This is a genomic window from Oceanobacillus massiliensis str. N'diop, from assembly GCF_000285495.1.
Taxonomy (GTDB): domain Bacteria; phylum Bacillota; class Bacilli; order Bacillales; family Amphibacillaceae; genus Oceanobacillus; species Oceanobacillus massiliensis.
In genome coordinates, this window is sequence record NZ_HE610981.1 from 85,371 (window position 1) to 109,083 (window position 23,713).

Sequence of the window (23,713 nt, forward strand, 5' to 3'; positions counted from 1 at the left end):
GAATCAGTTATTTACGCTTATTTCACGTTGACGTACGACAGTTTTCATACGCGCAATGTTTTTTCTAACTTCACGAATACGTGCAGTGTTTTCCAACTGACCAGTAGCAAGCTGGAAGCGTAAATTAAATAGTTCTTCTTTTAAAGATTTTACTTTTTGTTCAATTTCGGCAGTGGTTAGATCTCTGATTTCATTAGCCTTCATTGCTTTCACCACCAATTTCTTCACGTTTTACGAATTTAGTTTTGATCGGCAGTTTGTGAGAAGCAAGACGCAGCGCTTCGCGAGCAACTTCTTCTGGAACTCCTGCTATTTCAAACATAATCTTACCTGGTTTAACTACTGCTACCCATCCTTCGGGAGCACCTTTACCGGAACCCATTCGAACTTCTAGAGGTTTTGCAGTGTATGGCTTATCTGGGAAGATTTTGATCCAGACTTTACCACCACGTTTCATATAACGAGTCATTGCAATACGAGCAGCCTCAATTTGTCGGCTGGTAATCCATGAAGCTTCTAAAGCCTGTAAGCCATATTCTCCAAAAGCGATTGTTGTACCGCCTTTTGCTTGGCCTCTCATTTTACCACGATGTTGACGACGATATTTAACACGTTTAGGCATTAACATAGTAATGAGCCCCCTCCCTTATTTGTTGGTTTTAGTTGGAAGGACTTCTCCACGATAGATCCACACTTTTACACCTAATTTACCATAAGTAGTATCAGCTTCAGCTGTACCATAGTCAATATCAGCGCGTAATGTGTGCAGTGGTACTGTTCCTTCACTATAGTGTTCCGCACGGGCGATATCCGCTCCACCTAGACGGCCGGACACTTGTGTTTTAATTCCTTTAGCTCCTCCGCGCATTGCACGTTGAATTGCTTGCTTCTGAGCACGACGGAATGAGATACGGTTTTCTAATTGACGAGCAATGTTATCAGCGACCAATTTTGCGTTAAGATCAACTTTCTTGATTTCAACGATATTGATGTGAACTCGCTTGCCTGTCAAGCTATTTAATGATTTACGTAGAGCTTCTACTTCAGAACCGCCTTTACCAATAACCATTCCTGGTTTACCAGTATGAATTGTAATGTTTACACGGTTTGCTGCACGTTCAATTTCGATAGAAGAAACAGCAGCTGTACTTAAGCGGTTTTCAAGATATTCTCTGATTTTAATATCTTCATGCAGTAAGTCTGCATAGTCTTTACCAGCATACCATTTTGACTCCCAGTCTTTAATGATACCTACGCGAAGACCTGTTGGATTCACTTTTTGACCCACTGACTATCCCTCCTTCTTTTCTGTTACCACTACTGTAATGTGGCTTGTGCGTTTGTTGATTTTACTTGCACGTCCTTGTGCACGTGGACGGAAACGTTTCAATGTTGCACCTTCATTTACGAATGCTTCGGAAATCATTAGATTATCTGTATCCATTTCGTAGTTATGTTCTGCATTTGCGATAGCAGATTTCAAAACTTTCTCTACGACTGGAGAAGCACCGCGTTGTGTGTGGCGTAAAATAGCAATTGCTTCGCCAACATTTTTTCCTCGAATTAGATCAACTACTAAACGAACCTTACGAGGAGCAATACGAACTGATTTCGCAACGGCTTTAGCTTGCATGCCTGGTACCTCCTCTCATTATCGTTTTGTTTTCTTATCGTCACCAGCGTGTCCTCTGTAAGTACGAGTTGGTGCGAATTCACCTAATTTATGTCCGACCATATCTTCTGTTATATAAACTGGCACATGTTTGCGGCCATCATATACAGCTACTGTATGACCAATAAATGTCGGGAAAATTGTTGAGCGACGGGACCAAGTTTTAACAACCTGCTTCTTGTCACCTTCATTTAAGCTATCAATTTTCTTCATTAGATGGTCATCTGCAAAAGGTCCTTTTTTCAAGCTACGACCCATGGATAAACCTCCTTCCGCAATTGAGAGACGGGTCTTAGTTCCCGTCCTTTATTCCGTTTATTTTTTACGTTTACGAACGATATATTTATCAGACGGCTTGTTGCGTTTGCGCGTTTTGTAACCAAGAGTTGGTTTACCCCATGGTGACATTGGTGATTTACGTCCGATTGGAGCGCGTCCTTCACCACCACCGTGCGGGTGATCGTTAGGGTTCATTACAGAACCACGAACAGTTGGGCGGATACCCTTCCAGCGTGAACGACCAGCTTTACCGATGCGTACTAGTTCATGTTCAATGTTACCAACCTGACCGATAGAAGCACGGCAAGTAGTAAGGATTAAACGAACTTCGCCTGAAGCTAAACGTACTAGTGTGTATTTTTCCTCACGACCTAGAATTTGAGCTTCTGCACCAGCTGAACGAGCGATTTGTCCACCGCGTCCTGGTTTTAATTCGATATTGTGAATGATAGTACCTACAGGAATGTTAGCAAGCGGAAGTGCGTTACCAACTTTGATATCAGCATTCTCACCTGATTCGATTACCTGCCCTACTTTTAGTCCCTTTGGAGCTAAAATGTAACGCTTTTCTCCATCAGCATAATGAATTAATGCAATGTTTGCTGTACGGTTTGGATCATATTCGATTGTAGCAACGTGTCCTGGTATACCATCTTTATCACGTTTAAAGTCGATAATACGGTATTGACGCTTATGACCGCCACCTTGATGACGAACCGTTAATTTCCCTTGGTTATTACGTCCACCGCGTTTGTGCAACGGGCTTAATAGGGATTTCTCTGGAGTAGATGCAGTTATCTCTGCAAAGTCTGATACAGACATATTACGTCTACCGTTTGAGGTTGGTTTGAATTTTTTAATCGCCATCTTTTTCCCTCCTTCACGAAATTATTAGATTAAGCTTCAAAGAAATCCAGTTCTTTACTGTCTTCTGAAAGCTGTACGATAGCTTTTTTACGATTCGAGCGATATCCACCGTAACGGCCCATTCGCTTGAATTTACCTTTGACATTCATTGTGTTGACTTTTTCAACTTTAACGCCAAAGATTGTTTCTACTGCATCTTTGATCTCTGTTTTATTAGCTTTTGGAGATACTTCGAACGTATATTTTTTCTCTGCCATTAAATCAGCGGAATTCTCCGTGATGACAGGGCGCTTGATTACATCGCGTACGTCTTGCATTATGCGAGCACCTCCCCTGCTTTGTCAGCTGCATCTTTAGAAATGATCAGCTTGTCATGCGTAAGCAAGTCTAGTACATTCATTTCTTCAACAGTTAATACTTTAACAGATTGAAGGTTGTTTGCTGAACGGATAACAGTTTCATCTTTATCAGCAAGTACGATCAATACTTTTGTATCAACGTTAAGAGCATCCAGCATTTTTATTACTTCTTTTGTTTTTGGAGCATCCATTGCGATGCTGTCTAAAACAAGTAAGCTATCTTCTTTTACTTTTGAAGACAATGCAGATTTAAGCGCTAAACGACGTACTTTCTTCGGTAATTTATAGCTGTAGCTGCGTGGTGTAGGTCCGAAAACAACTCCACCGCCAACCCATTGTGGTGAACGGATTGATCCTTGACGCGCACGGCCTGTTCCTTTTTGACGCCACGGCTTACGACCACCACCGCGTACATCAGAACGATTTTTAACAGCATGTGTACCTTGACGCATAGATGCACGCTGCATTACTACTGCTTCATGCAACACATGTGTATTTGGTTCAATACCGAAAACGGAATCGTTTAACTCGATATCTCCTGCATTACTTCCATCTTGTTTTAAAAGTGCTACTTTAGGCATGACATATCCTCCCTTCGTATGTGTGATTAGTTACCTTTTACTGCACTTGATACTTGAACATAAGATTTTTTGGCGCCTGGTACATTACCTTTTACAAGCAATAGATTCTTTTCAGCATCTACACTTACGATTTCAAGGTTCTGTATAGTCACTTGTTCAGCACCCATATGTCCTGGTAGGTTTTTACCTTTGAAAACACGCATTGGGTCAACTGCACCCATTGAACCTGGAGCTCTATGGTAATGAGAACCGTGGGACATTGGCCCGCGTTGTTGTCCGTGGCGCTTAATTACACCCTGGAAACCTTTACCTTTAGAAGTTCCTGTTACATCAACCTTGTCTCCGGCCTGAAAAACTTCAACGCTGATTTCTTGACCTGCTTCATAGCCGTCAAGCTCTGCGTCACGGATTTCACGAACGTAGCGCTTAGGGGCTGTGTTTGCTTTCTCAGCATGACCTTTTTCCGCTTTGTTTGTACGTGATTCCTTTTTATCTGCAAAACCGATTTGCAATGCTTCATAACCATCATTTTCTAATGTTTTCTTTTGCAATACAACATTGGGCTCAGCCTGTATAACTGTTACAGGGACCAACTCTCCGTTTTCAGAAAAAAGCTGAGTCATGCCGATTTTACGACCTAAGATTCCTTTCGTCATCCGTTACACCTCCTATATTTAAAACGAATTTTATAATTTAATTTCAATGTCCACACCAGATGGTAAGTCAAGACGCATTAACGAATCAACAGTCTTTGGTGTTGGATCAACAATATCGATTAGACGCTTATGTGTGCGCATTTCGAATTGCTCGCGAGAATCTTTATACTTATGCACCGCGCGCAAGATTGTATAAATAGATTTCTCTGTCGGTAATGGAATCGGACCAGATACCTTAGCACCGGAACGTTTCGCAGTATCCACGATTTTTTCAGCAGACTGATCTAAAATACGGTGATCATATGCTTTTAAACGGATTCTGATTTTTTCTTTTGCCATTATTTTCCCTCCTTTTCGCCCATATTCATATAGACATTCTCCGTGAAAATTTCTTAGCACCCCGCCATGGCAAAGGGGCCGGGTGTGCCAACAACCTTCCACATCATCGCCTTCAAACGACCAACATTAATAGTATACTAAAAATGCATGGCCAATGCAACCCCTATTTATTAAACAGGTGTTTACGCATTCCTGTATTATACATAGTTTTAGCAGGGAATGCAAGCATATATGAAATTAATTCTGTATCTATTTAAAAGGCAGTTTCTAATGGTTCATTTTTACAAGGTTCTATATAAATTTTGGTTTAATGGATGATGCATTTGATCCTCGGTGCAGAGGGTGAAATAGATGTCCGGAGCCGTGAATAAAGCACCAGTTACCGCTTTTAGTGACGTCATGGTTTTTCTTAACTGCGAATTTAAAAAGCAATCGGTGTGAAAACATACCGATAGTGATCTTATATTTTCCTTAGATAGCAAAAGTGATAGATTTAAGCCAAGCAAAATTCCAATTTGAGCATTTCAGTTGATATAAAACTAGCATAGCCTATGATAATTACGCTTGATGGTCCGTCAGGTATCAAAAACAACACAAAAAAACAGACAGCGTCGTCACGCTGTCTGCTTTGAATTCAATCCAATTATTTTTGGATGCTTGATACAACACCAGAACCTACTGTACGTCCACCTTCACGGATTGAAAAACGAGTACCGTCTTCAATAGCGATTGGTGAAATAAGTTCAACTGTCATTTCGATGTTATCGCCAGGCATTACCATTTCAACGCCTTCTGGAAGTTGGATAACTCCAGTCACGTCAGTTGTACGGAAGTAGAACTGCGGACGATAGTTTGAGAAGAAAGGAGTATGACGTCCGCCTTCTTCTTTTGATAATACATAAACTTCAGCTTTGAAGTTAGTATGTGGAGTGATTGTACCTGGTTTAGCAAGTACTTGACCGCGATTGATATCTTCACGGGCAACACCACGAAGCAATGCACCAATGTTGTCACCAGCTTCTGCATAGTCAAGAAGCTTACGGAACATTTCAACACCAGTTACAGTTGTTTTGCTTGGCTCTTCGTTAAGACCGATTAATTCTACTTCGTCCCCAACCTTAACTTCACCGCGCTCAACACGTCCAGTTGCTACTGTACCACGACCAGTGATAGAGAATACATCCTCAACTGGCATCATGAATGGTTTGTCAGTATCACGTTCTGGAGTTGGAACATACTCATCAACTGCAGCCATTAATTCAACGATTTTTTCTTCGTAATCTGCATCGCCTTCAAGTGCTTTAAGAGCAGAACCTTTGATTACTGGCACATCATCACCAGGGAAATCGTATTCTGATAACAGATCACGAACTTCCATTTCAACTAATTCTAGTAACTCTTCATCATCAACCATATCTGTCTTGTTAAGGAATACTACGATTGTAGGTACCCCAACGTTTCTAGAAAGAAGGATGTGCTCACGAGTTTGTGGCATTGGGCCATCAGCAGCAGATACTACTAGGATAGCTCCGTCCATTTGTGCAGCACCAGTGATCATGTTTTTAACATAGTCAGCGTGACCTGGGCAGTCAACGTGTGCATAGTGACGAGTTTCAGTTTCGTACTCTACGTGAGAAGTAGCGATTGTGATACCACGTTCTTTTTCTTCAGGTGCACCATCGATTTGGTCATAAGCCATTGCTGTACCGTTACCGTTTCTTTTAGCCATAACAGTTGTAATAGCAGCAGTTAATGTAGTTTTACCATGGTCAACGTGTCCGATTGTACCGATATTCACGTGACTTTTTGAGCGATCAAACTTTTCTTTACCCATTTATAGTTCCTCCTTTAGATAAATAACAATTTTTATTATTTTATTTACCGCCAAGAAATAATGCATGCAGGTTATTTCCTGGCCTTTACTAAATGTTATACGTTAGTTTAAAGAAAAAATCAATTAATCACCAGAATTTTTCTTGATAATTTCTTCTGTGATACTCTTAGGTGTTTCTTCATAATGGTCAAACGTCATTGTGTATGTTCCGCGACCTTGTGTGTTTGAACGTAATGCAGTTGCATAACCAAACATCTCAGCAAGTGGCACAAACCCTTTTACAAGCTGTGCATTACCGCGCGCTTCCATACCTTCAATGCGACCACGACGAGAAGTAATATCACCCATGATATCTCCCATGTATTCTTCAGGAATAACGATTTCAACTCTCATCATTGGTTCAAGAAGTACAGGATTACATTTGTTTTTCGCTGCTTTCAATGCCATTGAGGCAGCTACTTTAAATGCCATTTCGTTCGAGTCGACATCATGATAGCTTCCATCATATAGAGAAGCTTTGATATCGATCAATGGGAATCCGGCTAATACACCATTTTCCATTGATTCACGAACACCTTGCTCAACAGCAGGAATATATTCACGAGGAACAACCCCACCGACGATTTTATTTTCGAATTCAAATCCAGCGCCTTCTTCATTAGGCTCAAATTTGATCCAAACGTGTCCGAACTGTCCGCGTCCACCAGACTGACGTACGAATTTACCTTCCACTTCAGCTGTAGCACGGAAAGTTTCACGATAAGAAACCTGAGGTGCACCAACATTAGCTTCAACTTTAAATTCACGTTTCATACGGTCAACAATGATATCCAGGTGAAGCTCACCCATACCAGAGATGATCGTTTGGCCTGTTTCGACGTTTGTTTCTGTTCTGAAAGTAGGATCTTCTTCAGCCAATTTAGCTAAAGCAGCACCCATTTTATCTTGGTCGGCTTTTGTTTTAGGTTCAATAGCAACCGAGATAACCGGTTCTGGGAATTCCATGGATTCTAAGATAACCTGATCTTTTTCATCGCATAGTGTATCACCAGTAGAAGTATCTTTCAGACCAACAGCTGCAGCGATTTCTCCAGAGAATGCAGTTGAAATCTCTTGACGGGAGTTTGCATGCATTTGCAGGATACGACCTACACGTTCACGCTTATCCTTTACAGAGTTTCTTACATAGGATCCAGATTCTAAAGTTCCAGAATATACGCGGAAGAATGTTAATTTTCCTACGTATGGATCTGTCATTACTTTAAACGCTAGCGCTGAGAACGGCGCTTCATCAGATGATGGACGGTTTACTTTTTCTTCTGTCCCTGGAATGATACCTTCGATTGGAGGTACATCAGTTGGAGCAGGAAGATAATCGATAACCGCATCCAGCATTAATTGAACACCTTTGTTTTTAAATGCTGATCCGCAAAGTACAGGATAGAAATCAACATTTAATGTAGCTTGACGGATTGCTTCTTTAAGTTCCTCGTTAGAGATTTCCTCTCCTTCAAGATACTTCATCATCAAATCTTCGTCAGTTTCTGCAACAGCTTCAATCAAGTTGCCGCGAAGCTCTTCAGCCTGGTCTTGCAGTTCAGCAGGAATCTCACGAGCTTCTGCACGAGTTCCAAGATCATCTTCATAGAAGTAAGCTTCCATAGTGATCAAGTCAATGATTCCGTTGAAATCGTCCTCTGCACCGATAGGCATTTGGATCGGATGCGCGTTTGCACCTAAACGATCTTTCAATGTACCAGTAGAATAAAGGAAGTCTGCACCGGTTTTATCCATTTTATTAATGAACACAATACGCGGCACACCATATGTTGTAGCTTGACGCCATACTGTTTCGGTTTGTGGTTCAACACCTGATTGTGCATCCAAAACTGTTACAGCACCATCAAGTACACGCAATGAACGTTCAACCTCAACAGTGAAGTCTACGTGTCCAGGTGTATCGATAATGTTAATACGATGGTCTTTCCATGCAGCAGTTGTTGCAGCGGAAGTAATTGTAATTCCACGCTCTTGTTCCTGCTCCATCCAGTCCATTTGTGAAGCACCTTCATGTGTTTCACCAATCTTATGAATACGGCCTGTATAGAAAAGTATACGCTCTGTAGTAGTTGTTTTACCCGCATCAATGTGCGCCATAATACCAATATTACGCGTATTTTCCAAGGAGAACTCTCTAGCCATGTATTCCTCTCCTTCCTTTTAAAAGCTTTTGTTAGATTTATATTACCAACGATAGTGAGCGAATGCTTTGTTTGCTTCCGCCATTTTATGCATATCTTCACGTTTCTTAACAGCAGCTCCTGTGTTGTTAGAAGCATCAAGAACTTCATTAGCAAGACGTTCTTCCATCGTTTTTTCTCCGCGAAGGCGAGAGTAATTTACGATGTAACGCAGTCCTAATGCTTGACGGCGTTCAGGGCGAACCTCAACTGGTACTTGGTAGTTTGAACCACCCACACGGCGGGCACGAACTTCAAGTACGGGCATTACGTTTTTCATTGCTTGTTCAAAAACTTCCATAGCGTTCTGGCCGCTTCTTTCAGCAACTAGTTCAAACGCATTATAAAGGATTTTTTGTGCTTTCCCGCGCTTACCATCAATCATTATTTGATTGATTAAGCGAGTTACTAATTTTGAATTATAAAGCGGATCTGGCAATACATCACGTTTTGGCACTGGTCCTTTACGAGGCATATTAGTATCCTCCTTTCCTAACTATCATAGTTTTAGTGGTTTATTTTTTTCTTTTGGCTTTTTGGTTCCGTACTTAGAACGTCCTTGCATACGTCCATCAACTCCCGCAGTATCAAGCGCACCACGAACGATGTGATAACGTACCCCTGGTAAATCTTTTACACGACCACCACGGATCAATACAACACTGTGTTCTTGCAGGTTATGTCCGATACCAGGAATGTATGCAGTTACTTCCATGTTGTTTGACAAACGAACACGTGCATATTTACGAAGTGCTGAGTTCGGTTTTTTTGGAGTTAATGTACCAACACGCGTACAAACACCACGTTTTTGTGGAGAACTTTGGTCAGTAAGTTTCTTTTTGAAACTGTTGTAACCTTTGTTAAGTGCTGGAGAATCAGACTTTTTGATTTTGCTTACGCGTCCTTTGCGTACTAACTGATTAATTGTAGGCATTTTTTATGTCCTCCCTTCGAGAATAATAGGTTTAATTTAAAACAGCAATCAGATCTTCTGAACACCGATTGTAATACCACACATCCAGGTGGTTCATCTTTCGGTAAAAAATAATGCTTCAGCGATAATTTAACGCTAAAACGTTTATTTCTCAAGTGCAACAACAGCTGCACCAACCTCTATACCGCAAGCGGCACCAAGTTTTTTCATGGAGTTCACATGCTGGTAAGGTATACCTAGTTCAATTGCCAAACTGACTACTTTGTGTGTTATTTGCTTGTCAGCATCGTCAGCAATAACCACTTCACTTATCTTACCATTTTTCATGGATTTAAGTGTCTGCTTTGTCCCAATGATTATACGTGATTGATTATTCATCACTATTTCATAAGACATCCGAGTATCCTCCAAAGTAACAAGCATAATCGGAAGCACCTTGAATATAGTATCATTCTAATATTTTTATGTCAATATAAAAATGGCTATTTTTTAGATGCTTCCCATTTTCTTGTTGAACTGTACCGCCATTCCTCTATGCTGGGAAAGGGCGTTTTATATTTGGTGCAGGCTGCTTATTCCGCTTCCTGCACCTTCCATCCATCTTACTGGACGGTTTCTGTTTCTTCTTCTGTTTCCACTTCTTCCGGTCTGTCCATGCCAGCCTTAATGTTTCTGTATTGCGGCATTCCAGTACCAGCTGGAACAAGTTTTCCGATGATAACATTTTCTTTAAGACCAAGCAATTCATCTCGTTTTCCTTTAATTGCTGCATCCGTAAGAACACGAGTCGTCTCCTGGAATGATGCTGCTGAAAGGAATGAATCTGTTTCAAGGGAAGCTTTTGTGATACCGAGCAATACCGGTCGTCCTGTAGCAGGTTCGCCGCCACTGACAAGCACTGGATGGTTTGAATCTTTGAATTGATGTAATTCAAGCAACGATCCCGGTAATACTTCTGTATCGCCCGCAGAAACGACGCGGATTTTACGAAGCATTTGCCGAACCATTACTTCAACGTGTTTATCACCAATTTCCACCCCTTGCATACGGTATACGCGCTGTACTTCTTTCAACAGGTAATCCTGTACACCGTCAACGCCTTTAATACGAAGAAGTTCTTTCGGATCAACGGAACCCTCTGTCAATTCTTGGCCGGAAACCACTTGATCATCGATAGATACTTTCATACGGGCATTATATGGAACGGCATAGCTGCGTTGTTCCACTTCACCTTGTACAACGATTTCCTGTTTATCCTTAACCTCTTTAATTTCCAAAATAGTACCATCGATTTCAGTAATTACAGCCTGACCTTTAGGGTTACGGGCTTCGAACAATTCCTGGATACGCGGTAAACCTTGTGTAATATCGTCTCCTGCAACACCGCCAGTATGGAACGTACGCATTGTCAACTGTGTACCCGGCTCACCGATTGATTGAGCGGCAATGATACCAACAGCTTCACCGACTTCGACATCGGCACCTGTTGCCAGGTTGCGGCCATAACATTTTTGGCAGACCCCATGTTTGGTATTACATGTGAACGCGGTACGAATCGTTACTTCTTCAATTCCCGCTTCGATAATATCTTTGGCCTGATCTTCTGAAATCAGTTCATTTTTGGATACGATTGTCTTGCCTGTTTCAGGATGCTTTACCGTAATGAACGCGGTACGACCAATCAATCGATCGATTAATGGTTCGATTACTTCCGATCCATCAACTAATGCAGACACTGGCAATCCACGGTCTGTTCCACAATCTTCCTCGCGAATGATAACATCCTGTGCCACATCCACCAGACGTCTTGTCAAATAACCTGAATCCGCCGTTTTCAGAGCTGTATCGGCAAGTCCTTTACGTGCTCCGTGAGTAGAAATAAAGTACTCAAGAACCGTTAGGCCTTCACGGAAACTGGATTTAATTGGTATCTCAATGATTTTACCAGCCGGGTCAGCCATCAATCCACGCATACCCGCAAGCTGTGTAAAGTTAGATGCGTTACCCCTCGCTCCTGAGTTACTCATCATATAGATAGGGTTTCTATTGCTCAATGAACCCATCAATTTATTCTGGATGGTGTCTTTTGCCTGTGTCCAAATGGAGATAACTCTCTCATAACGTTCCTCTTCGGTAATTAAACCGCGACGGAACTGTTTAAGTACTTTATCCACCTTCATTTGGGCGTCATCAAGGATGCCTTGTTTCTCTGCCAATACCACGATATCAGATATACCAACAGTCATACCTGCTTTCGTTGAATAGCTGAAACCAAGATCCTTCATGCGGTCAAGCATTTTCGATGTTTCTGTGATTTTAAACCGTTTGAATACTTCAGCGATGATATCACCAAGGAATCCTTTTTTGAACGGGTTAACCAATTCACGGTTTTTGATTTCCGCTTTAATATCAGTACCGCGTTTTACAAAATAATGTTCCGGAGTTCTTTCTTCCAGATTCATTTTAGACGGTTCGTTGATATATGGGAACGATTCCGGCAAAATCTCATTGAAGATTAATTTACCTACAGTTGTCAGCAGCAGCTGAGCGTTTTGCTCTTCAGTAAACGTCTTATTGTCAAGACTAGCGGCCTGTACTGCTACTCGCGTATGCAGATGAACATAGCCATTCTGGTAAGCAATTCTAGCTTCGTCCGCATCTTTGAAGATACTGCCTTCGCCTACTGCGTTCTCGCGCTCCAATGTTAAATAATAGTTACCTAAAACCATATCCTGGGATGGTGTTACAACAGGCTTACCATCTTTTGGATTAAGGATATTCTGTGCAGCAAGCATCAGAATACGTGCCTCTGCCTGTGCCTCCGCTCCCAACGGAACGTGAACAGCCATTTGGTCACCGTCGAAATCGGCATTGTAAGCAGTACATACCAATGGGTGCAAACGAATTGCACGGCCATCAACCAATGTCGGCTCAAACGCCTGAATACCCAATCTATGCAATGTAGGGGCACGGTTAAGCAATACCGGATGCTCCTTAATAACATCTTCCAAAACATCCCAGACATCTGGGTGAATGCGCTCGATTTTACGTTTTGCAGATTTGATGTTATGTGCAAGACCTCTAGAAACAAGCTCTTTCATAATGAAAGGTTTAAACAGTTCCAAAGCCATCTCTCTTGGCAGGCCACATTGATACATTTTAAGATGTGGACCAACGACAATAACGGAACGTCCAGAATAATCCACACGTTTACCAAGCAGATTCTGACGGAAACGTCCTTGCTTACCTTTCAGCATATGCGATAGAGATTTCAATGGTCTGTTGCCTGGTCCTGTTACCGGACGGCCGCGACGACCATTATCGATTAACGCATCCACAGCTTCCTGCAGCATACGTTTTTCATTTTGAACAATAATGCTTGGTGCTCCTAGATCCAATAATCGTTTCAGACGATTATTACGGTTAATAACCCGGCGATAAAGATCGTTCAGATCCGAAGTGGCAAAACGTCCACCATCAAGCTGTACCATCGGACGGATTTCCGGAGGTATAACAGGCAGTACATCCAATACCATCCAGCTAGTGTCGTTGCCGGAATGACGGAATGCTTCCATTACTTCCAAACGTTTGATTGCTCGAGTTCTGCGCTGTCCCTGGGCACTTTTCAATTCTTCTCTCAATGCATCAACTTCTTTATCAAGATCGATATCCTGCAGAAGTTTACGGATCGCTTCCGCACCCATTTGAGCTTTGAAAGTATTGCCGTATTTATCATAATATGCACGGAATTCTTTTTCTGATAAAAGCTGTTTTTTCTCCAATGGTGTGTTACCTGGATCTGTTACGATATACGCAGCAAAGTAGATAACTTCCTCCAGCGCACGCGGTGACATGTCAAGAACAAGTCCCATACGGCTAGGAATACCTTTGAAATACCAAATATGTGATACTGGGGCAGCAAGTTCGATGTGACCCATTCGCTCACGGCGGACTTTTGCTTTCGTTACTTCCACTCCACAGCGATCACAGACAACACCTTTATAACGCACACGCTTGTATTTTCCGCAATGACATTCCCAGTCTTTTTGCGGTCCAAAGATTCTTTCACAGAACAAACCATCTTTTTCCGGTTTCAATGTACGATAATTGATAGTTTCTGGCTTTTTGACCTCACCATAGGACCAAGAACGGATCTTTTCTGGTGAAGCAAGCCCGATTTTCATATACTCAAATTTGTTTACATCCAACAAGGGGCAATCCTCCCTTTATAATGTGCGATTTTACCAGTGGATTCACGTAAAATTTATATACACGCAGCAGAATGGCCCTTGGTCTTTAACAGACCGTGGAACCAATTCTGCTTGCTGTGATTAATTTTCTTCTACATCTATATTAAGCTTTGTTGCTGCCTGAACCTCTTCTTCTTCCAGTTCGCGCATATCGATTTCGGATTCTGTGCTATTAAGCATCTTAACATCCATTCCAAGACTTTGAAGTTCTTTGATAAGCACTTTGAATGATTCTGGAACACCTGGTTCTGGAACATTATCACCTTTGACAATCGCCTCGTATGTTTTCACACGTCCGACTGTATCATCAGATTTCACTGTCAGGATTTCCTGCAGTGTATATGCTGCTCCATATGCCTCAAGTGCCCAAACTTCCATCTCACCGAAACGCTGTCCGCCGAATTGTGCTTTACCACCAAGCGGCTGCTGCGTAACAAGTGAATATGGTCCAGTTGAACGCGCATGAAGTTTATCATCAACCATATGCGCTAGCTTGATCATATACATGACACCTACTGATACACGGTTGTCAAACGCTTCTCCGCTACGTCCATCATAGAGAATGGATTTCGCATCTCTAGGCATACCAGCTTCTTCAAGCGTTTCCCAAACATCCTCTTCTCTTGCTCCATCAAATACAGGACTGGCAACGTGGATACCAAGCTGTCTTGCGGCCATACCTAAATGTAATTCAAAAACTTGTCCGATGTTCATACGCGATGGAACCCCTAGTGGGTTAAGCATGATATCGATCGGCGTACCATCTGGCAGGAATGGCATGTCTTCTTCCGGTAAAATTTTGGAAATAACACCCTTGTTACCGTGACGTCCAGCCATTTTATCCCCTTCATGGATTTTACGTTTCTGGACAATATAAGCACGTACCAACTGGTTTACACCTGGTGGCAGTTCATCTCCATCTTCACGATTGAAGATTTTAACGTCCAGAACAATTCCGCCGCCGCCACGTGGAACACGTAATGATGTATCACGCACTTCACGGGCTTTTTCACCGAAGATTGCATGTAATAATCTTTCTTCAGCAGATAGCTCTGTAACCCCTTTAGGAGTAACTTTACCTACTAGGATATCTCCATCGGTAACCTCTGCTCCAACACGGATGATTCCTTGTTCGTCAAGATTTTTCAGTGCATCTTCACCCACATTTGGAATATCGCGGGTTATTTCTTCAGGTCCAAGCTTCGTATCACGGGCTTCGGATTCGAATTCTTCAATATGAATGGATGTATAGACATCATCTTTCACAAGTCTTTCACTCATGATGATGGCATCCTCATAGTTGTAACCTTCCCATGTCATGAAACCGACAAGGACGTTTTGACCTAGAGCCAATTCTCCATCTTGCATGGACGGTCCATCAGCAAGTACTTCACCCTTAGTTACACGGTCGCCTTCACTAACGATAGGACGCTGGTTGTAACAAGTTCCTTGGTTGGAACGCTTGTATTTTTGCAGCTTATAACGATCGACGTCCCCTTCAACTTCTTTACCATCTATGATAGAAGTACGGCGAACAATCACTTCTTTTGCTTCAACACGCTCTACAATTCCTTCGTTACGGCATATAACGGCCGCACCGGAATCCTTCCCGTTCACATATTCCATACCAGTACCGACAATAGGTGCTTCCGGTTTCATCAACGGAACTGCCTGACGCTGCATGTTCGCACCCATCAAGGCACGGTTGGAGTCATCGTTTTCCAGGAATGGGATACATGCTGTCGCAGCAGAAACAACCTGCTTCGGCGATACATCCATATAATCAATCTTGTCACGGGAAACAACGATATTATCTTCGCGGAAACGCGCGATGATTTCTTCGTTTACAAATCTATTCTCTTCATCGAGGACCGAATTTGCCTGCGCAACGATATAATTATCTTGTTCATCTGCAGTCAAGTAATCAATTTGGTTCGTTACCTTACCTGTTTTCCAATCAACTCTGCGGTATGGTGATTCGATGAAACCAAATTTATTTACTTTTGCGTAACTGGATAGTGTGTTGATCAGTCCAATATTTGGACCCTCCGGCGTTTCAATCGGACACATACGGCCATAGTGGGAATAATGCACGTCACGAACTTCAAAACCGGCGCGCTCACGCGTCAAACCACCTGGTCCTAAAGCAGATAGACGGCGTTTATGCGTCAATTCCCCTAGAGGATTGGTCTGATCCATAAATTGCGACAGCTGTGAGCTGCCAAAGAATTCTTTAATCGATGCGATTACCGGGCGTATATTGATTAGCTGCTGCGGCGTTACGCTCGATGTATCCTGAATGGACATTCTCTCACGTACCACACGTTCCATACGGGATAACCCGATACGGAATTGATTTTGCAGCAATTCACCGACAGAACGCAATCGGCGGTTACCGAGGTGATCGATATCATCTGTATCCCCAACCCGGTAAAGCAGGTTAAAGAAATAACTGATTGATGCCAAAATATCGGCAGGACTAATGTTTTTGATTTCTTTCGTTACTCCGCCGTTTCCGATGACAGTCAGTTCACGTTCTCCGTTCGGATCGGTAGGATCTAATATTTTAACAGATTGGATGTAAATCTCATCTTCCAGTACACCATCATGCGGTTCGATTACTTTCTCTCCGAAACGATCTTCTTCTCTTTCCAGATAAGGAAGAATCTTATCCAGCAGTTTGCGTTCAAGTCTTTCGCCTTTTTCAGCTAAAACTTCGCCTGTCTCTGGATCCACTACTGATTCTGCTAGAACCTGATTGAATAGACGATTTTTAATATGAAGCTTTTTGTTCATTTTATAGCGACCTACGTGCGCAAGGTCATAACGTTTCGGATCAAAGAAACGCGAAACCAGTAGACTCTTCGCATTTTCTACTGTTGGAGGCTCGCCAGGTCGTAAACGCTCATAGATTTCCAAAAGCGCCTTTTCAGACGTTTCTGTATTATCTTTTTCAAGCGTATTTCTTAAGTATTCATTCTCCCCAAGCAGGTCGATGATTTCCTGATCTGTACCAAAGCCAAGGGCACGCAATAGCACGGTAATCGGCAATTTACGTGTGCGGTCGATACGTACATACGCTACATCTTTTGCATCTGTCTCAAACTCCAACCATGCTCCACGGTTAGGGATTACAGTAGCTGCAATACCGCGCTTTCCGTTTTTATCGATCTTTTCATTAAAATAGACACTAGGTGAACGCACAAGCTGAGAAACGATAACTCGTTCTGCACCATTAATGATAAACGTCCCTGTATCTGTCATAAGTGGGAAATCTCCCATAAATACTTCCTGTTCCTTCACTTCACCGGTTTCATTGTTAATCAAACGAACCTTCACGCGAAGCGGAGCATTGTACGTGACATCTCTTTCTTTTGATTCATCTACAGGATATTTCGGCTCACCTAGGCTGTAATCCACAAACTCAAGCGAGAGGTTTCCCGTAAAATCTTCAATCGGAGAAATATCCGCGAACATTTCTCTCAAACCCTCTTCTAAGAACCATTCATAAGAAGCGGTTTGGATTTCGATTAGGTTTGGTAATTCCAACACCTCACTGATACGTGCATAGCTCCTGCGTTGGCGGTGCCGTCCATACTGAACTAGTTGACCTGTCAACTGCTTCACCCCTTAAATCATGCATTTTAGTACAAAAATGCTTTTCATATTTAGAAAAAACAGCGCCAGAATGTATATTCCCGGCTTTGTTTTTCGAAACTAACATACTTAACATCCGGCTGTCCAATTGTCATTGAACAATCCTTTTAAAACAAAACACAATTCAGCCAACATATAAAATCTCTGCATTTCACCAAGGTTTTAGTGAAGAATAACAATATCATCAATAGCACGGCAAACTAAATTCAATTGTACAGATGACAATTATTTTGGTAAACTAGAAAAAAGGCTTAATTAAAAACCTCCGTTTTTTCGATTCTACCAGTGTTGCCGAATGCTTTCGAAATATACGTTCTAAATCCGCAGAAATATTCCTTGACAAAGGAATCCCAATATTAGCATCTTCCAATCCTAACATATTAGTTTACGACGGTCAATCATTTAGCGCCCGCAGTATATAATATCCTTTATCCCTTGCAACAACCTCAACATTTCCAAAAAGATTCTCTATTTTTTCCATGGCAGAAGGGGCACCTTGTTTCTTTTGTATGACTACCCACAGCTCTCCATTTGGCAATAAGGCCGCTTTTGAATCCTCAAACATTTTATGAACGACTTGTTTTCCCGCCCTGATTGGTGGATTTGTAAGAATCGCTGCAAACGATCTCTCCACCAAACCGGAAAACCGATCACTTTTAACAACAGCAGTATTGGCCACCTGGTTCAGGGAGGCATTCTTTTCAGCAAGCGACAGCGCTCGCTCATTTATGTCCACCATAATTACTTGACGTTCCGGGTAGCTCCCCGCTATAGAAATTCCAATCGGACCGTATCCACATCCAAGATCCAATATTTCACCAGCTATGTCAGGTTCCTGAAATTGATTAATCAAAAGTCTGGAACCGAAATCCACTTCATTTTTTGAGAACACACCCACGTCACTGGTAAACGTATACTCTTTTTCCCTTAATTGATATGTCCATGTCTTTGGTGAAGTTTTTGATTGAGGTTTATCGGAAAAGTAATGCTCAGACATATGGGCACCTACTTTGACTTTGTATTTGAAATATGAAGATATAAGAAAACCATATGGCTTCCCTATAAATAAAGTATAGTGAAAAACTTACGACAGCGGAGTTTTAGCAATTGCTGTATAAGTAAAAAAATAAAGCCGCCCCGAATAGAAAATATCCTTTTATTCCAAATAAATTCAGGCAAAGTATGTTTTCATTCCGAATATGCGGCCATATTTTTCGTTCTCGCTTCCAAAAAGAAGAGCTTAAAAGTTCCCTTTGTGAAAGCTCGTTATAAAAAGCCCGCCGATATATACGACGAGCTCTTTATTTATAAGATACTTAATTATTTAACTTCTACAGATGCGCCAGCTTCTTCAAGTTTAGCTTGTACTTCTTCAGCTTCTTCTTTAGCTACGCCTTCTTTAATAGCTTTTGGTGCGTTATCAACCATGTCTTTTGCGTCTTTAAGACCAAGACCTGTGATTTCGCGAACCGCTTTAACAACTTTGATTTTAGATGCTCCAGCACTTGTAAGAACAACATCAAATTCAGTCTGTTCAGCTTCAGCAGCTCCGCCTGCAGCTCCTGCAGCAGCAACTGGTGCAGCAGCAGTTACTCCAAATTCTTCTTCAATAGCTTTAACTAAGTCGTTTAATTCCAATACTGACATTTCTTTGATTGCGCCAATCATTTCTTCTTTAGTCATGATATTATTTCCTCCTAATATTTTAAGTTAATTATAGTTTAAATCCAGCAGCAAATTATGCGCCTTGTTCTTCTTTTTGTTCAGCAATAGCTTTTGTAACATAAGCAAAGTTACGGACAGGTGCTTGAAGTACACTAAGCAGCATTGATACCATACCTTCGTAATTCGGAAGATCGGCAAGCTCTTTGATCTGTTCAAGTGTTGCAACTTTACCTTCAATTACGCCACCTTTGATTTCTAAAGCTTCATGCTCTTTCATGAAGTTGTTCAGAATTCTTGCAGGAGCTACTACATCATCTTTACTGAATGCGATAGCGTTTGGTCCTGTCAGCGTATCATTCAGTCCTGTTAGCTCAACAGCTTCTACAGCACGGCGAGTCATGGTGTTTTTGTACACTTTAAACTCAACACCTGCGTCACGAAGCTCTTTACGCAAAGCAGTAACTTCAGCCACATCAAGACCACGATAGTCAACAACTACTGCTGTTTGACTCGCACGGAATTTTTCTGTGATTTCATCTACAACTTGTTTTTTCTTTTCAATTATTCCGGACATTGTTCCACCTCCTATAGATATTTGCAATCATTACACCGTTCTAGACATAAAGTAAAAGCTCCCATGCAGACATGGGAGCTTTATATAACAAATGGAAATCTTACGGATCGTCTCATCTGTCTATAAACACCTCGGCAGGATATTTAAGCGACGTAATCGCTCCTGCTGTCTACGGTATAACATATTTGTTTTTATACAACGGAGTTTATTATAACGAAAGCTTACAAGAAAGTCAATACCTAATTAACGATAGTTAGATACGTCAACTTTGATTCCAGGCCCCATTGTAGAAGCGATTGAAACATTCTTCATATAAACACCTTTAGCGGCTTGTGGTTTTACTTTTACAAGTTGTTCTGTAAGGGCAATGAAGTTTTCAACCAATTTTTCATCGTCAAATGAAATTTTTCCAATTGGAACGTGAATGTTTGCAGACTTATCTACGCGGTATTCAACTTTACCAGCTTTAATATCTTTAACAGCTTTTTCTACATCGAAAGTAACTGTTCCTGTTTTAGGGTTTGGCATTAATCCTTTTGGTCCGAGTACACGTCCAAGTTTACCAACCTCAGCCATCATATCAGGAGTTGCAACGATCACATCGAAATCAAACCAACCTTTGTTGATTTTTTCAATGAATTCTGCCTCTCCTACAAAATCCGCTCCAGCAGCTTCAGCTTCTTTAGCTTTTTCACCTTTTGCGAATACTAATACACGTTGAGTTTTACCAGTTCCGTGAGGCAATACCATTGCTCCGCGGATTTGCTGATCTGCTTTCTTAGGATCTAACCCAAGACGGAATGCAGCTTCAACTGTTTCATCAAAATTAGCTTTAGCAGCTTGCTTAGCAATTGCAACAGCTTCTTTTACTTCATAAGCTTTTGTACGATCAACAAGCTTAGCAGCTTCTTGATACTTCTTACCTGTTTTTGCCATTTTATTTCCTCCTCTATTGTGGTTATAACGGTAATACCTCCCACTTATAAAAGCACCTGGCTTTTATAAAGCATGCAACGAAGCCAGTTCAGCTCCATCACATTCACGAAAAAGGTTGCGGGTGGTTACCCAGCCGCAACCTATACCGTATTTGATTAATCGAAGCCATATCGAGCTTAGGCGAACGGCGGAAAAACAGTGCTTTGGACTAAACAGTTCACCCGTGCACGGACGCCTTTGCTTTATGGTTATTAGTCTTCGATTGTAATTCCCATGCTGCGTGCAGTTCCTTCAACCATGCGCATTGCCGCTTCTACATCAGCAGCATTCAGGTCAGGCATTTTAGTTTCTGCAATTTCTTTAACTTTATCGCGTTTTACAGTAGCGACTTTAGTCTTGTTCGGTTCACCAGAACCTGACTCGATGCCGGCTGCTTTTTTCAAAAGAACAGCTGCTGGCGGAGTCTTAGTAATAAATGTAAATGAACGGTCTTCAAATACCGTAATTTCAACAGGAATAATTAAACCCGCTTGATCTTGTGTACGAGCATTGAATTCTTTACAGAATCCCATGATATTTACACCTGCTTGACCTAGTGCCGGTCCTACTGGCGGTGCTGGATTTGCTTTACCAGCCGGGATTTGCAATTTAACTAATTTGATTACTTTTTTAGCCACGAGACACACCTCCTTAAAGTCCGTGATGTGGTAATAGGGTCCTGTATTTGTATTGGATACCCTCCCACTCCTATTTCTTCTTGCACCTTACTTCAGGGCACGAATAACAAAAGAATTTTACCATGAATAACAAAAGAATGCAAGGTTATCCGATTTAATTTTTTTATGAAAGCTTTTCAACTTGTGAGAAATCCAGTTCAACTGGAGTCTCTCTTCCGAACATATTAACATGAACCTTCACTTTCTGTTTATCAATATCAATATGTTCAATAGAGCCTGTAAAGTCAGTAAATGGACCATCAGCCACCCGGACATTTTCCTTCAGTTCGAAGTCAACCTGCACACTAGGTGCTGCAACACCCATGCGTTTCAGAACAACATCGATCTCTCCCGGCATGAGCGGCGTCGGCTTGGCACCATGCCCGCTCGAACCTACGAAACCAGTGACACCCGGTGTGTTTCTTACTACATACCAGGAATCATCCGTCATAATCATCTCGGTTAGCACATAACCGGGGAATGTCTTTTTCTTTACAACTTTCTTTTTACCTTCTTTTATTTCAGTCTCTTCATCTTCCGGAACAATCACACGGAAGATCTTATCTTCCATCCCCATTGTTTCCACGCGCTTTTCAAGATTCATCTTTACCTTATTCTCGTAACCAGAATACGTATGAACCACATACCAGTTCTTCTCCATTAATGTCAGGACAATGCCTTGTCCTTCCCTCCCTTGCAGAGTTAGATTATTTATCCTTCAGAGCCGCTTCAAGCTGCTCCAGATTCAGCGGTCGCATATCAACCAGGTACTTATACTTTTTTCCACAATATTAAAAAACCCGCATTCCCGGGTTTTTAAAAAAGAAATATCATTTTTTCAGTATAGCTATATTATAGCGTAATTATTCAAAAAATGCATTTAAAATCTGTGTAATCCCAAGATCCACAACGAAAAAGAACAGTGCGACAAAAGCTACAGTCGAAATAACAATGATGGTATAATTTGTTAGTTCTTTGCCTTTTGGCCAGCTTACTTTTTTCATTTCTCTGGAGACATTCTTCAGAAATTTAAACATGCTAGTACCCCCCGAACCTGCCTAACTTTCATTACCAACTAATACCCAGAGAAAAAACCTGAATATCATTTATTTTGTTTCGCGATGCAATGTGTGTTTCCCACATGCTTTGCAATATTTCTTAACTTCTAATCTTGTAGATTTTGTAGCTGCATTTTTATTAGTTGAATAATTTCTGCTTGAACAAATTGCACACGATAAAATTACCTTGTTACTCATCATATCACCCCAGTACAGGGTATTTTCACTCTTATAAATGTAGCATGGTTGCCATATTGTGTCAACGTTCTGTCGGTTTTTGCCAGCTTCTATCCAATCATTGTCTGCCAATCAGGCTAAAATGTTACACCATTCGCTTCCATCAGCTGTTCGAGCTTACGTTTTACACGCTGCAGCGCATTATCGATTGATTTGACATGGCGATTCAGGCTGACGGATATCTCCTGATAGGTCCTGCCGTCCAAATATAAATGCAGTACCCGCTTTTCCAACTCGCTTAATAATTCAGATAATTTAACCTCCATGTTGCCGAAATCTTCCTGATTTACGAGTAATTCCTGTGGGTCAATTTCCTTCGAACCCGCTATCACATCCAATAAGGTACGGTCCGATTCTTCATCATAGATCGGTTTATCCAAAGATACGTAAGAATTAAGCGGGATGTGCTTTTGGCGTGTGGCTGTTTTGATTGCGGTGATTATCTGACGGGTAATGCAAAGCTCTGCAAATGCTTTAAAGGATGAGAGCTTGTCCCCATCATAATCCCGTATCGCTTTGTAGAGGCCAATCATGCCCTCTTGGATGATGTCCTCTTTATCCGCTCCAACCAAAAAATACGTTCTAGCTTTGGCGCGGACAAAATTGATATATTTATGTATCAGTATATCCAAGGCATGACTATCCCCTTGACGAACCAATTGCAGCAAATCGTTATCATCAAGCTTGTCTATACGAATGTTGTCTGATTCCATTTGCTCAGCATTCATCAAGATCGGCCTCCTCAACTGACTGAAATCACTTTAGGGAATATTATACAGTATTGTTTTAAAAGCCGTCAATATACTATGATAAGCGATTACATAGCGGAAAATGTCGAAAAAGCATAAAAGTCAAACTT

26 protein-coding genes and 1 other annotated feature are annotated in these 23,713 nt (G+C 41.5%); all 26 genes read right to left on the reverse strand.

Features of this window, described 5'->3' with window-relative positions; all coding sequences use genetic code 11:
* Positions 1-3: 3 nt before the first annotated feature.
* The 26 genes from rpmC to sigH all read right to left on the reverse strand — a co-directional run bounded on the left by rpmC (position 4) and on the right by sigH (position 23,582).
* On the reverse strand, positions 4-204 hold the full coding sequence (gene rpmC, locus OMHG_RS16930; protein WP_010652087.1) for a 50S ribosomal protein L29: 201 nt from the start codon (positions 202-204) through the stop codon (positions 4-6).
* Positions 194-628: a 50S ribosomal protein L16 gene (gene rplP / locus OMHG_RS16935; RefSeq protein ID WP_010652088.1), complete on the reverse strand. Its 435-nt coding sequence runs from the start codon at positions 626-628 to the stop codon at positions 194-196. Before rplP ends, rpmC begins: the two co-directional genes overlap by 11 nt.
* Before the next feature lie 18 nt (positions 629-646).
* Positions 647-1,288 (reverse strand): 30S ribosomal protein S3, encoded by a 642-nt coding sequence (gene rpsC / locus OMHG_RS16940; RefSeq protein WP_010652089.1) that lies wholly within the window; start codon positions 1,286-1,288, stop codon positions 647-649.
* A 3-nt stretch (positions 1,289-1,291) separates the two neighbouring features.
* Complete coding sequence (gene rplV / locus OMHG_RS16945; protein ID WP_010652090.1) at positions 1,292-1,633, reverse strand: 50S ribosomal protein L22; 342 nt, start codon at positions 1,631-1,633, stop codon at positions 1,292-1,294.
* An 18-nt stretch (positions 1,634-1,651) separates the two neighbouring features.
* A complete protein-coding gene (gene rpsS / locus OMHG_RS16950; RefSeq protein ID WP_010652091.1) occupies positions 1,652-1,930 on the reverse strand; it encodes a 30S ribosomal protein S19 in 279 nt (92 codons plus the stop codon).
* Positions 1,931-1,987: 57 nt separating this feature from the next.
* Complete coding sequence (gene rplB / locus OMHG_RS16955; RefSeq protein ID WP_010652092.1) at positions 1,988-2,818, reverse strand: 50S ribosomal protein L2; 831 nt, start codon at positions 2,816-2,818, stop codon at positions 1,988-1,990.
* Between the two features lie 29 nt (positions 2,819-2,847).
* Entirely contained in the window at positions 2,848-3,135 is a 288-nt protein-coding gene (rplW, locus tag OMHG_RS16960; RefSeq protein WP_010652093.1) for a 50S ribosomal protein L23, read from the reverse strand.
* The gene (gene rplD, locus OMHG_RS16965) at positions 3,135-3,758 is read right to left on the reverse strand and encodes a 50S ribosomal protein L4 (protein ID WP_010652094.1); all 624 of its coding nucleotides are present in this window, start codon (positions 3,756-3,758) and stop codon (positions 3,135-3,137) included. Before rplD ends, rplW begins: the two co-directional genes overlap by 1 nt.
* Positions 3,759-3,784: 26 nt before the next feature.
* Complete coding sequence (rplC, locus tag OMHG_RS16970; RefSeq protein ID WP_010652095.1) at positions 3,785-4,414, reverse strand: 50S ribosomal protein L3; 630 nt, start codon at positions 4,412-4,414, stop codon at positions 3,785-3,787.
* 30 nt (positions 4,415-4,444) lie between these two features.
* On the reverse strand, positions 4,445-4,753 hold the full coding sequence (gene rpsJ, locus OMHG_RS16975) for a 30S ribosomal protein S10 (RefSeq protein WP_010652096.1): 309 nt from the start codon (positions 4,751-4,753) through the stop codon (positions 4,445-4,447).
* 643 nt (positions 4,754-5,396) lie between these two features.
* Positions 5,397-6,587 carry an elongation factor Tu gene (gene tuf / locus OMHG_RS16980; RefSeq protein ID WP_010652097.1) on the reverse strand — a complete coding sequence of 397 codons (1,191 nt, stop codon included), beginning with the start codon at positions 6,585-6,587 and terminating at the stop codon, positions 5,397-5,399.
* Between the two features lie 123 nt (positions 6,588-6,710).
* Positions 6,711-8,789: an elongation factor G gene (gene fusA, locus OMHG_RS16985; protein ID WP_010652098.1), complete on the reverse strand. Its 2,079-nt coding sequence runs from the start codon at positions 8,787-8,789 to the stop codon at positions 6,711-6,713.
* Positions 8,790-8,831: 42 nt separating this feature from the next.
* Entirely contained in the window at positions 8,832-9,302 is a 471-nt protein-coding gene (gene rpsG, locus OMHG_RS16990; RefSeq protein WP_010652099.1) for a 30S ribosomal protein S7, read from the reverse strand.
* A gap of 24 nt (positions 9,303-9,326) precedes the next feature.
* Complete coding sequence (rpsL, locus tag OMHG_RS16995) at positions 9,327-9,761, reverse strand: 30S ribosomal protein S12 (RefSeq protein WP_010652100.1); 435 nt, start codon at positions 9,759-9,761, stop codon at positions 9,327-9,329.
* Between the two features lie 144 nt (positions 9,762-9,905).
* A complete protein-coding gene (locus OMHG_RS17000) occupies positions 9,906-10,157 on the reverse strand; it encodes a ribosomal L7Ae/L30e/S12e/Gadd45 family protein (RefSeq protein ID WP_010652101.1) in 252 nt (83 codons plus the stop codon).
* 206 nt (positions 10,158-10,363) lie between these two features.
* A complete protein-coding gene (gene rpoC / locus OMHG_RS17005; protein ID WP_010652102.1) occupies positions 10,364-13,972 on the reverse strand; it encodes a DNA-directed RNA polymerase subunit beta' in 3,609 nt (1,202 codons plus the stop codon).
* Positions 13,973-14,092: 120 nt separating this feature from the next.
* A complete protein-coding gene (rpoB, locus tag OMHG_RS17010) occupies positions 14,093-17,629 on the reverse strand; it encodes a DNA-directed RNA polymerase subunit beta (RefSeq protein WP_010652103.1) in 3,537 nt (1,178 codons plus the stop codon).
* 433 nt (positions 17,630-18,062) lie between these two features.
* Positions 18,063-18,665: a class I SAM-dependent methyltransferase gene (locus OMHG_RS17015; RefSeq protein WP_010652104.1), complete on the reverse strand. Its 603-nt coding sequence runs from the start codon at positions 18,663-18,665 to the stop codon at positions 18,063-18,065.
* A gap of 323 nt (positions 18,666-18,988) precedes the next feature.
* On the reverse strand, positions 18,989-19,351 hold the full coding sequence (rplL, locus tag OMHG_RS17020; RefSeq protein WP_010652105.1) for a 50S ribosomal protein L7/L12: 363 nt from the start codon (positions 19,349-19,351) through the stop codon (positions 18,989-18,991).
* A 55-nt stretch (positions 19,352-19,406) separates the two neighbouring features.
* Positions 19,407-19,907, reverse strand: coding sequence for a 50S ribosomal protein L10 (gene rplJ / locus OMHG_RS17025; RefSeq protein WP_010652106.1), 501 nt, complete (start codon positions 19,905-19,907; stop codon positions 19,407-19,409).
* A 42-nt stretch (positions 19,908-19,949) separates the two neighbouring features.
* Positions 19,950-20,100 (reverse strand) — a sequence feature (ribosomal protein L10 leader region).
* A gap of 50 nt (positions 20,101-20,150) precedes the next feature.
* The gene (rplA, locus tag OMHG_RS17030; RefSeq protein WP_010652107.1) at positions 20,151-20,843 is read right to left on the reverse strand and encodes a 50S ribosomal protein L1; all 693 of its coding nucleotides are present in this window, start codon (positions 20,841-20,843) and stop codon (positions 20,151-20,153) included.
* Positions 20,844-21,094: 251 nt separating this feature from the next.
* Positions 21,095-21,520 carry a 50S ribosomal protein L11 gene (rplK, locus tag OMHG_RS17035; protein ID WP_010652108.1) on the reverse strand — a complete coding sequence of 142 codons (426 nt, stop codon included), beginning with the start codon at positions 21,518-21,520 and terminating at the stop codon, positions 21,095-21,097.
* 163 nt (positions 21,521-21,683) lie between these two features.
* Complete coding sequence (gene nusG / locus OMHG_RS17040; protein WP_010652109.1) at positions 21,684-22,220, reverse strand: transcription termination/antitermination protein NusG; 537 nt, start codon at positions 22,218-22,220, stop codon at positions 21,684-21,686.
* A 202-nt stretch (positions 22,221-22,422) separates the two neighbouring features.
* A complete protein-coding gene (gene secE, locus OMHG_RS17045; protein ID WP_010652110.1) occupies positions 22,423-22,596 on the reverse strand; it encodes a preprotein translocase subunit SecE in 174 nt (57 codons plus the stop codon).
* A 69-nt stretch (positions 22,597-22,665) separates the two neighbouring features.
* Positions 22,666-22,815, reverse strand: a complete 150-nt coding sequence (gene rpmG / locus OMHG_RS18105) for a 50S ribosomal protein L33 (RefSeq protein ID WP_081498558.1) — start codon at positions 22,813-22,815, stop codon at positions 22,666-22,668.
* 116 nt (positions 22,816-22,931) lie between these two features.
* A complete protein-coding gene (gene sigH / locus OMHG_RS17050; RefSeq protein ID WP_010652118.1) occupies positions 22,932-23,582 on the reverse strand; it encodes an RNA polymerase sporulation sigma factor SigH in 651 nt (216 codons plus the stop codon).
* Positions 23,583-23,713 lie beyond the last annotated feature (131 nt).

Excerpts from the sequence above, each read along its gene's own strand:
- rpmC (WP_010652087.1), bottom strand. The coding sequence starts at position 204 with ATGAAGGCTAATGAAATCAGAGATCTAACCACTGCCGAAATTGAACAA.
- rplP (WP_010652088.1), bottom strand. The coding sequence starts at position 628 with ATGTTAATGCCTAAACGTGTTAAATATCGTCGTCAACATCGTGGTAAA.
- rplV (WP_010652090.1), bottom strand. The coding sequence starts at position 1,633 with ATGCAAGCTAAAGCCGTTGCGAAATCAGTTCGTATTGCTCCTCGTAAG.
- rpsS (WP_010652091.1), bottom strand. The coding sequence starts at position 1,930 with ATGGGTCGTAGCTTGAAAAAAGGACCTTTTGCAGATGACCATCTAATG.
- rplB (WP_010652092.1), bottom strand. The coding sequence starts at position 2,818 with ATGGCGATTAAAAAATTCAAACCAACCTCAAACGGTAGACGTAATATG.
- rplW (WP_010652093.1), bottom strand. The coding sequence starts at position 3,135 with ATGCAAGACGTACGCGATGTAATCAAGCGCCCTGTCATCACGGAGAAT.
- rplD (WP_010652094.1), bottom strand. The coding sequence starts at position 3,758 with ATGCCTAAAGTAGCACTTTTAAAACAAGATGGAAGTAATGCAGGAGAT.
- rplC (WP_010652095.1), bottom strand. The coding sequence starts at position 4,414 with ATGACGAAAGGAATCTTAGGTCGTAAAATCGGCATGACTCAGCTTTTT.
- rpsJ (WP_010652096.1), bottom strand. The coding sequence starts at position 4,753 with ATGGCAAAAGAAAAAATCAGAATCCGTTTAAAAGCATATGATCACCGT.
- tuf (WP_010652097.1), bottom strand. The coding sequence starts at position 6,587 with ATGGGTAAAGAAAAGTTTGATCGCTCAAAAAGTCACGTGAATATCGGT.
- fusA (WP_010652098.1), bottom strand. The coding sequence starts at position 8,789 with ATGGCTAGAGAGTTCTCCTTGGAAAATACGCGTAATATTGGTATTATG.
- rpsG (WP_010652099.1), bottom strand. The coding sequence starts at position 9,302 with ATGCCTCGTAAAGGACCAGTGCCAAAACGTGATGTATTGCCAGATCCG.
- rpsL (WP_010652100.1), bottom strand. The coding sequence starts at position 9,761 with ATGCCTACAATTAATCAGTTAGTACGCAAAGGACGCGTAAGCAAAATC.
- OMHG_RS17000 (WP_010652101.1), bottom strand. The coding sequence starts at position 10,157 with ATGTCTTATGAAATAGTGATGAATAATCAATCACGTATAATCATTGGG.
- OMHG_RS17015 (WP_010652104.1), bottom strand. The coding sequence starts at position 18,665 with ATGTCTGAGCATTACTTTTCCGATAAACCTCAATCAAAAACTTCACCA.
- rplL (WP_010652105.1), bottom strand. The coding sequence starts at position 19,351 with ATGACTAAAGAAGAAATGATTGGCGCAATCAAAGAAATGTCAGTATTG.
- rplJ (WP_010652106.1), bottom strand. The coding sequence starts at position 19,907 with ATGTCCGGAATAATTGAAAAGAAAAAACAAGTTGTAGATGAAATCACA.
- rplA (WP_010652107.1), bottom strand. The coding sequence starts at position 20,843 with ATGGCAAAAACAGGTAAGAAGTATCAAGAAGCTGCTAAGCTTGTTGAT.
- nusG (WP_010652109.1), bottom strand. The coding sequence starts at position 22,220 with ATGGAGAAGAACTGGTATGTGGTTCATACGTATTCTGGTTACGAGAAT.
- secE (WP_010652110.1), bottom strand. The coding sequence starts at position 22,596 with ATGTTTAAATTTCTGAAGAATGTCTCCAGAGAAATGAAAAAAGTAAGC.
- rpmG (WP_081498558.1), bottom strand. The coding sequence starts at position 22,815 with ATGAGTAACAAGGTAATTTTATCGTGTGCAATTTGTTCAAGCAGAAAT.
- sigH (WP_010652118.1), bottom strand. The coding sequence starts at position 23,582 with ATGAATGCTGAGCAAATGGAATCAGACAACATTCGTATAGACAAGCTT.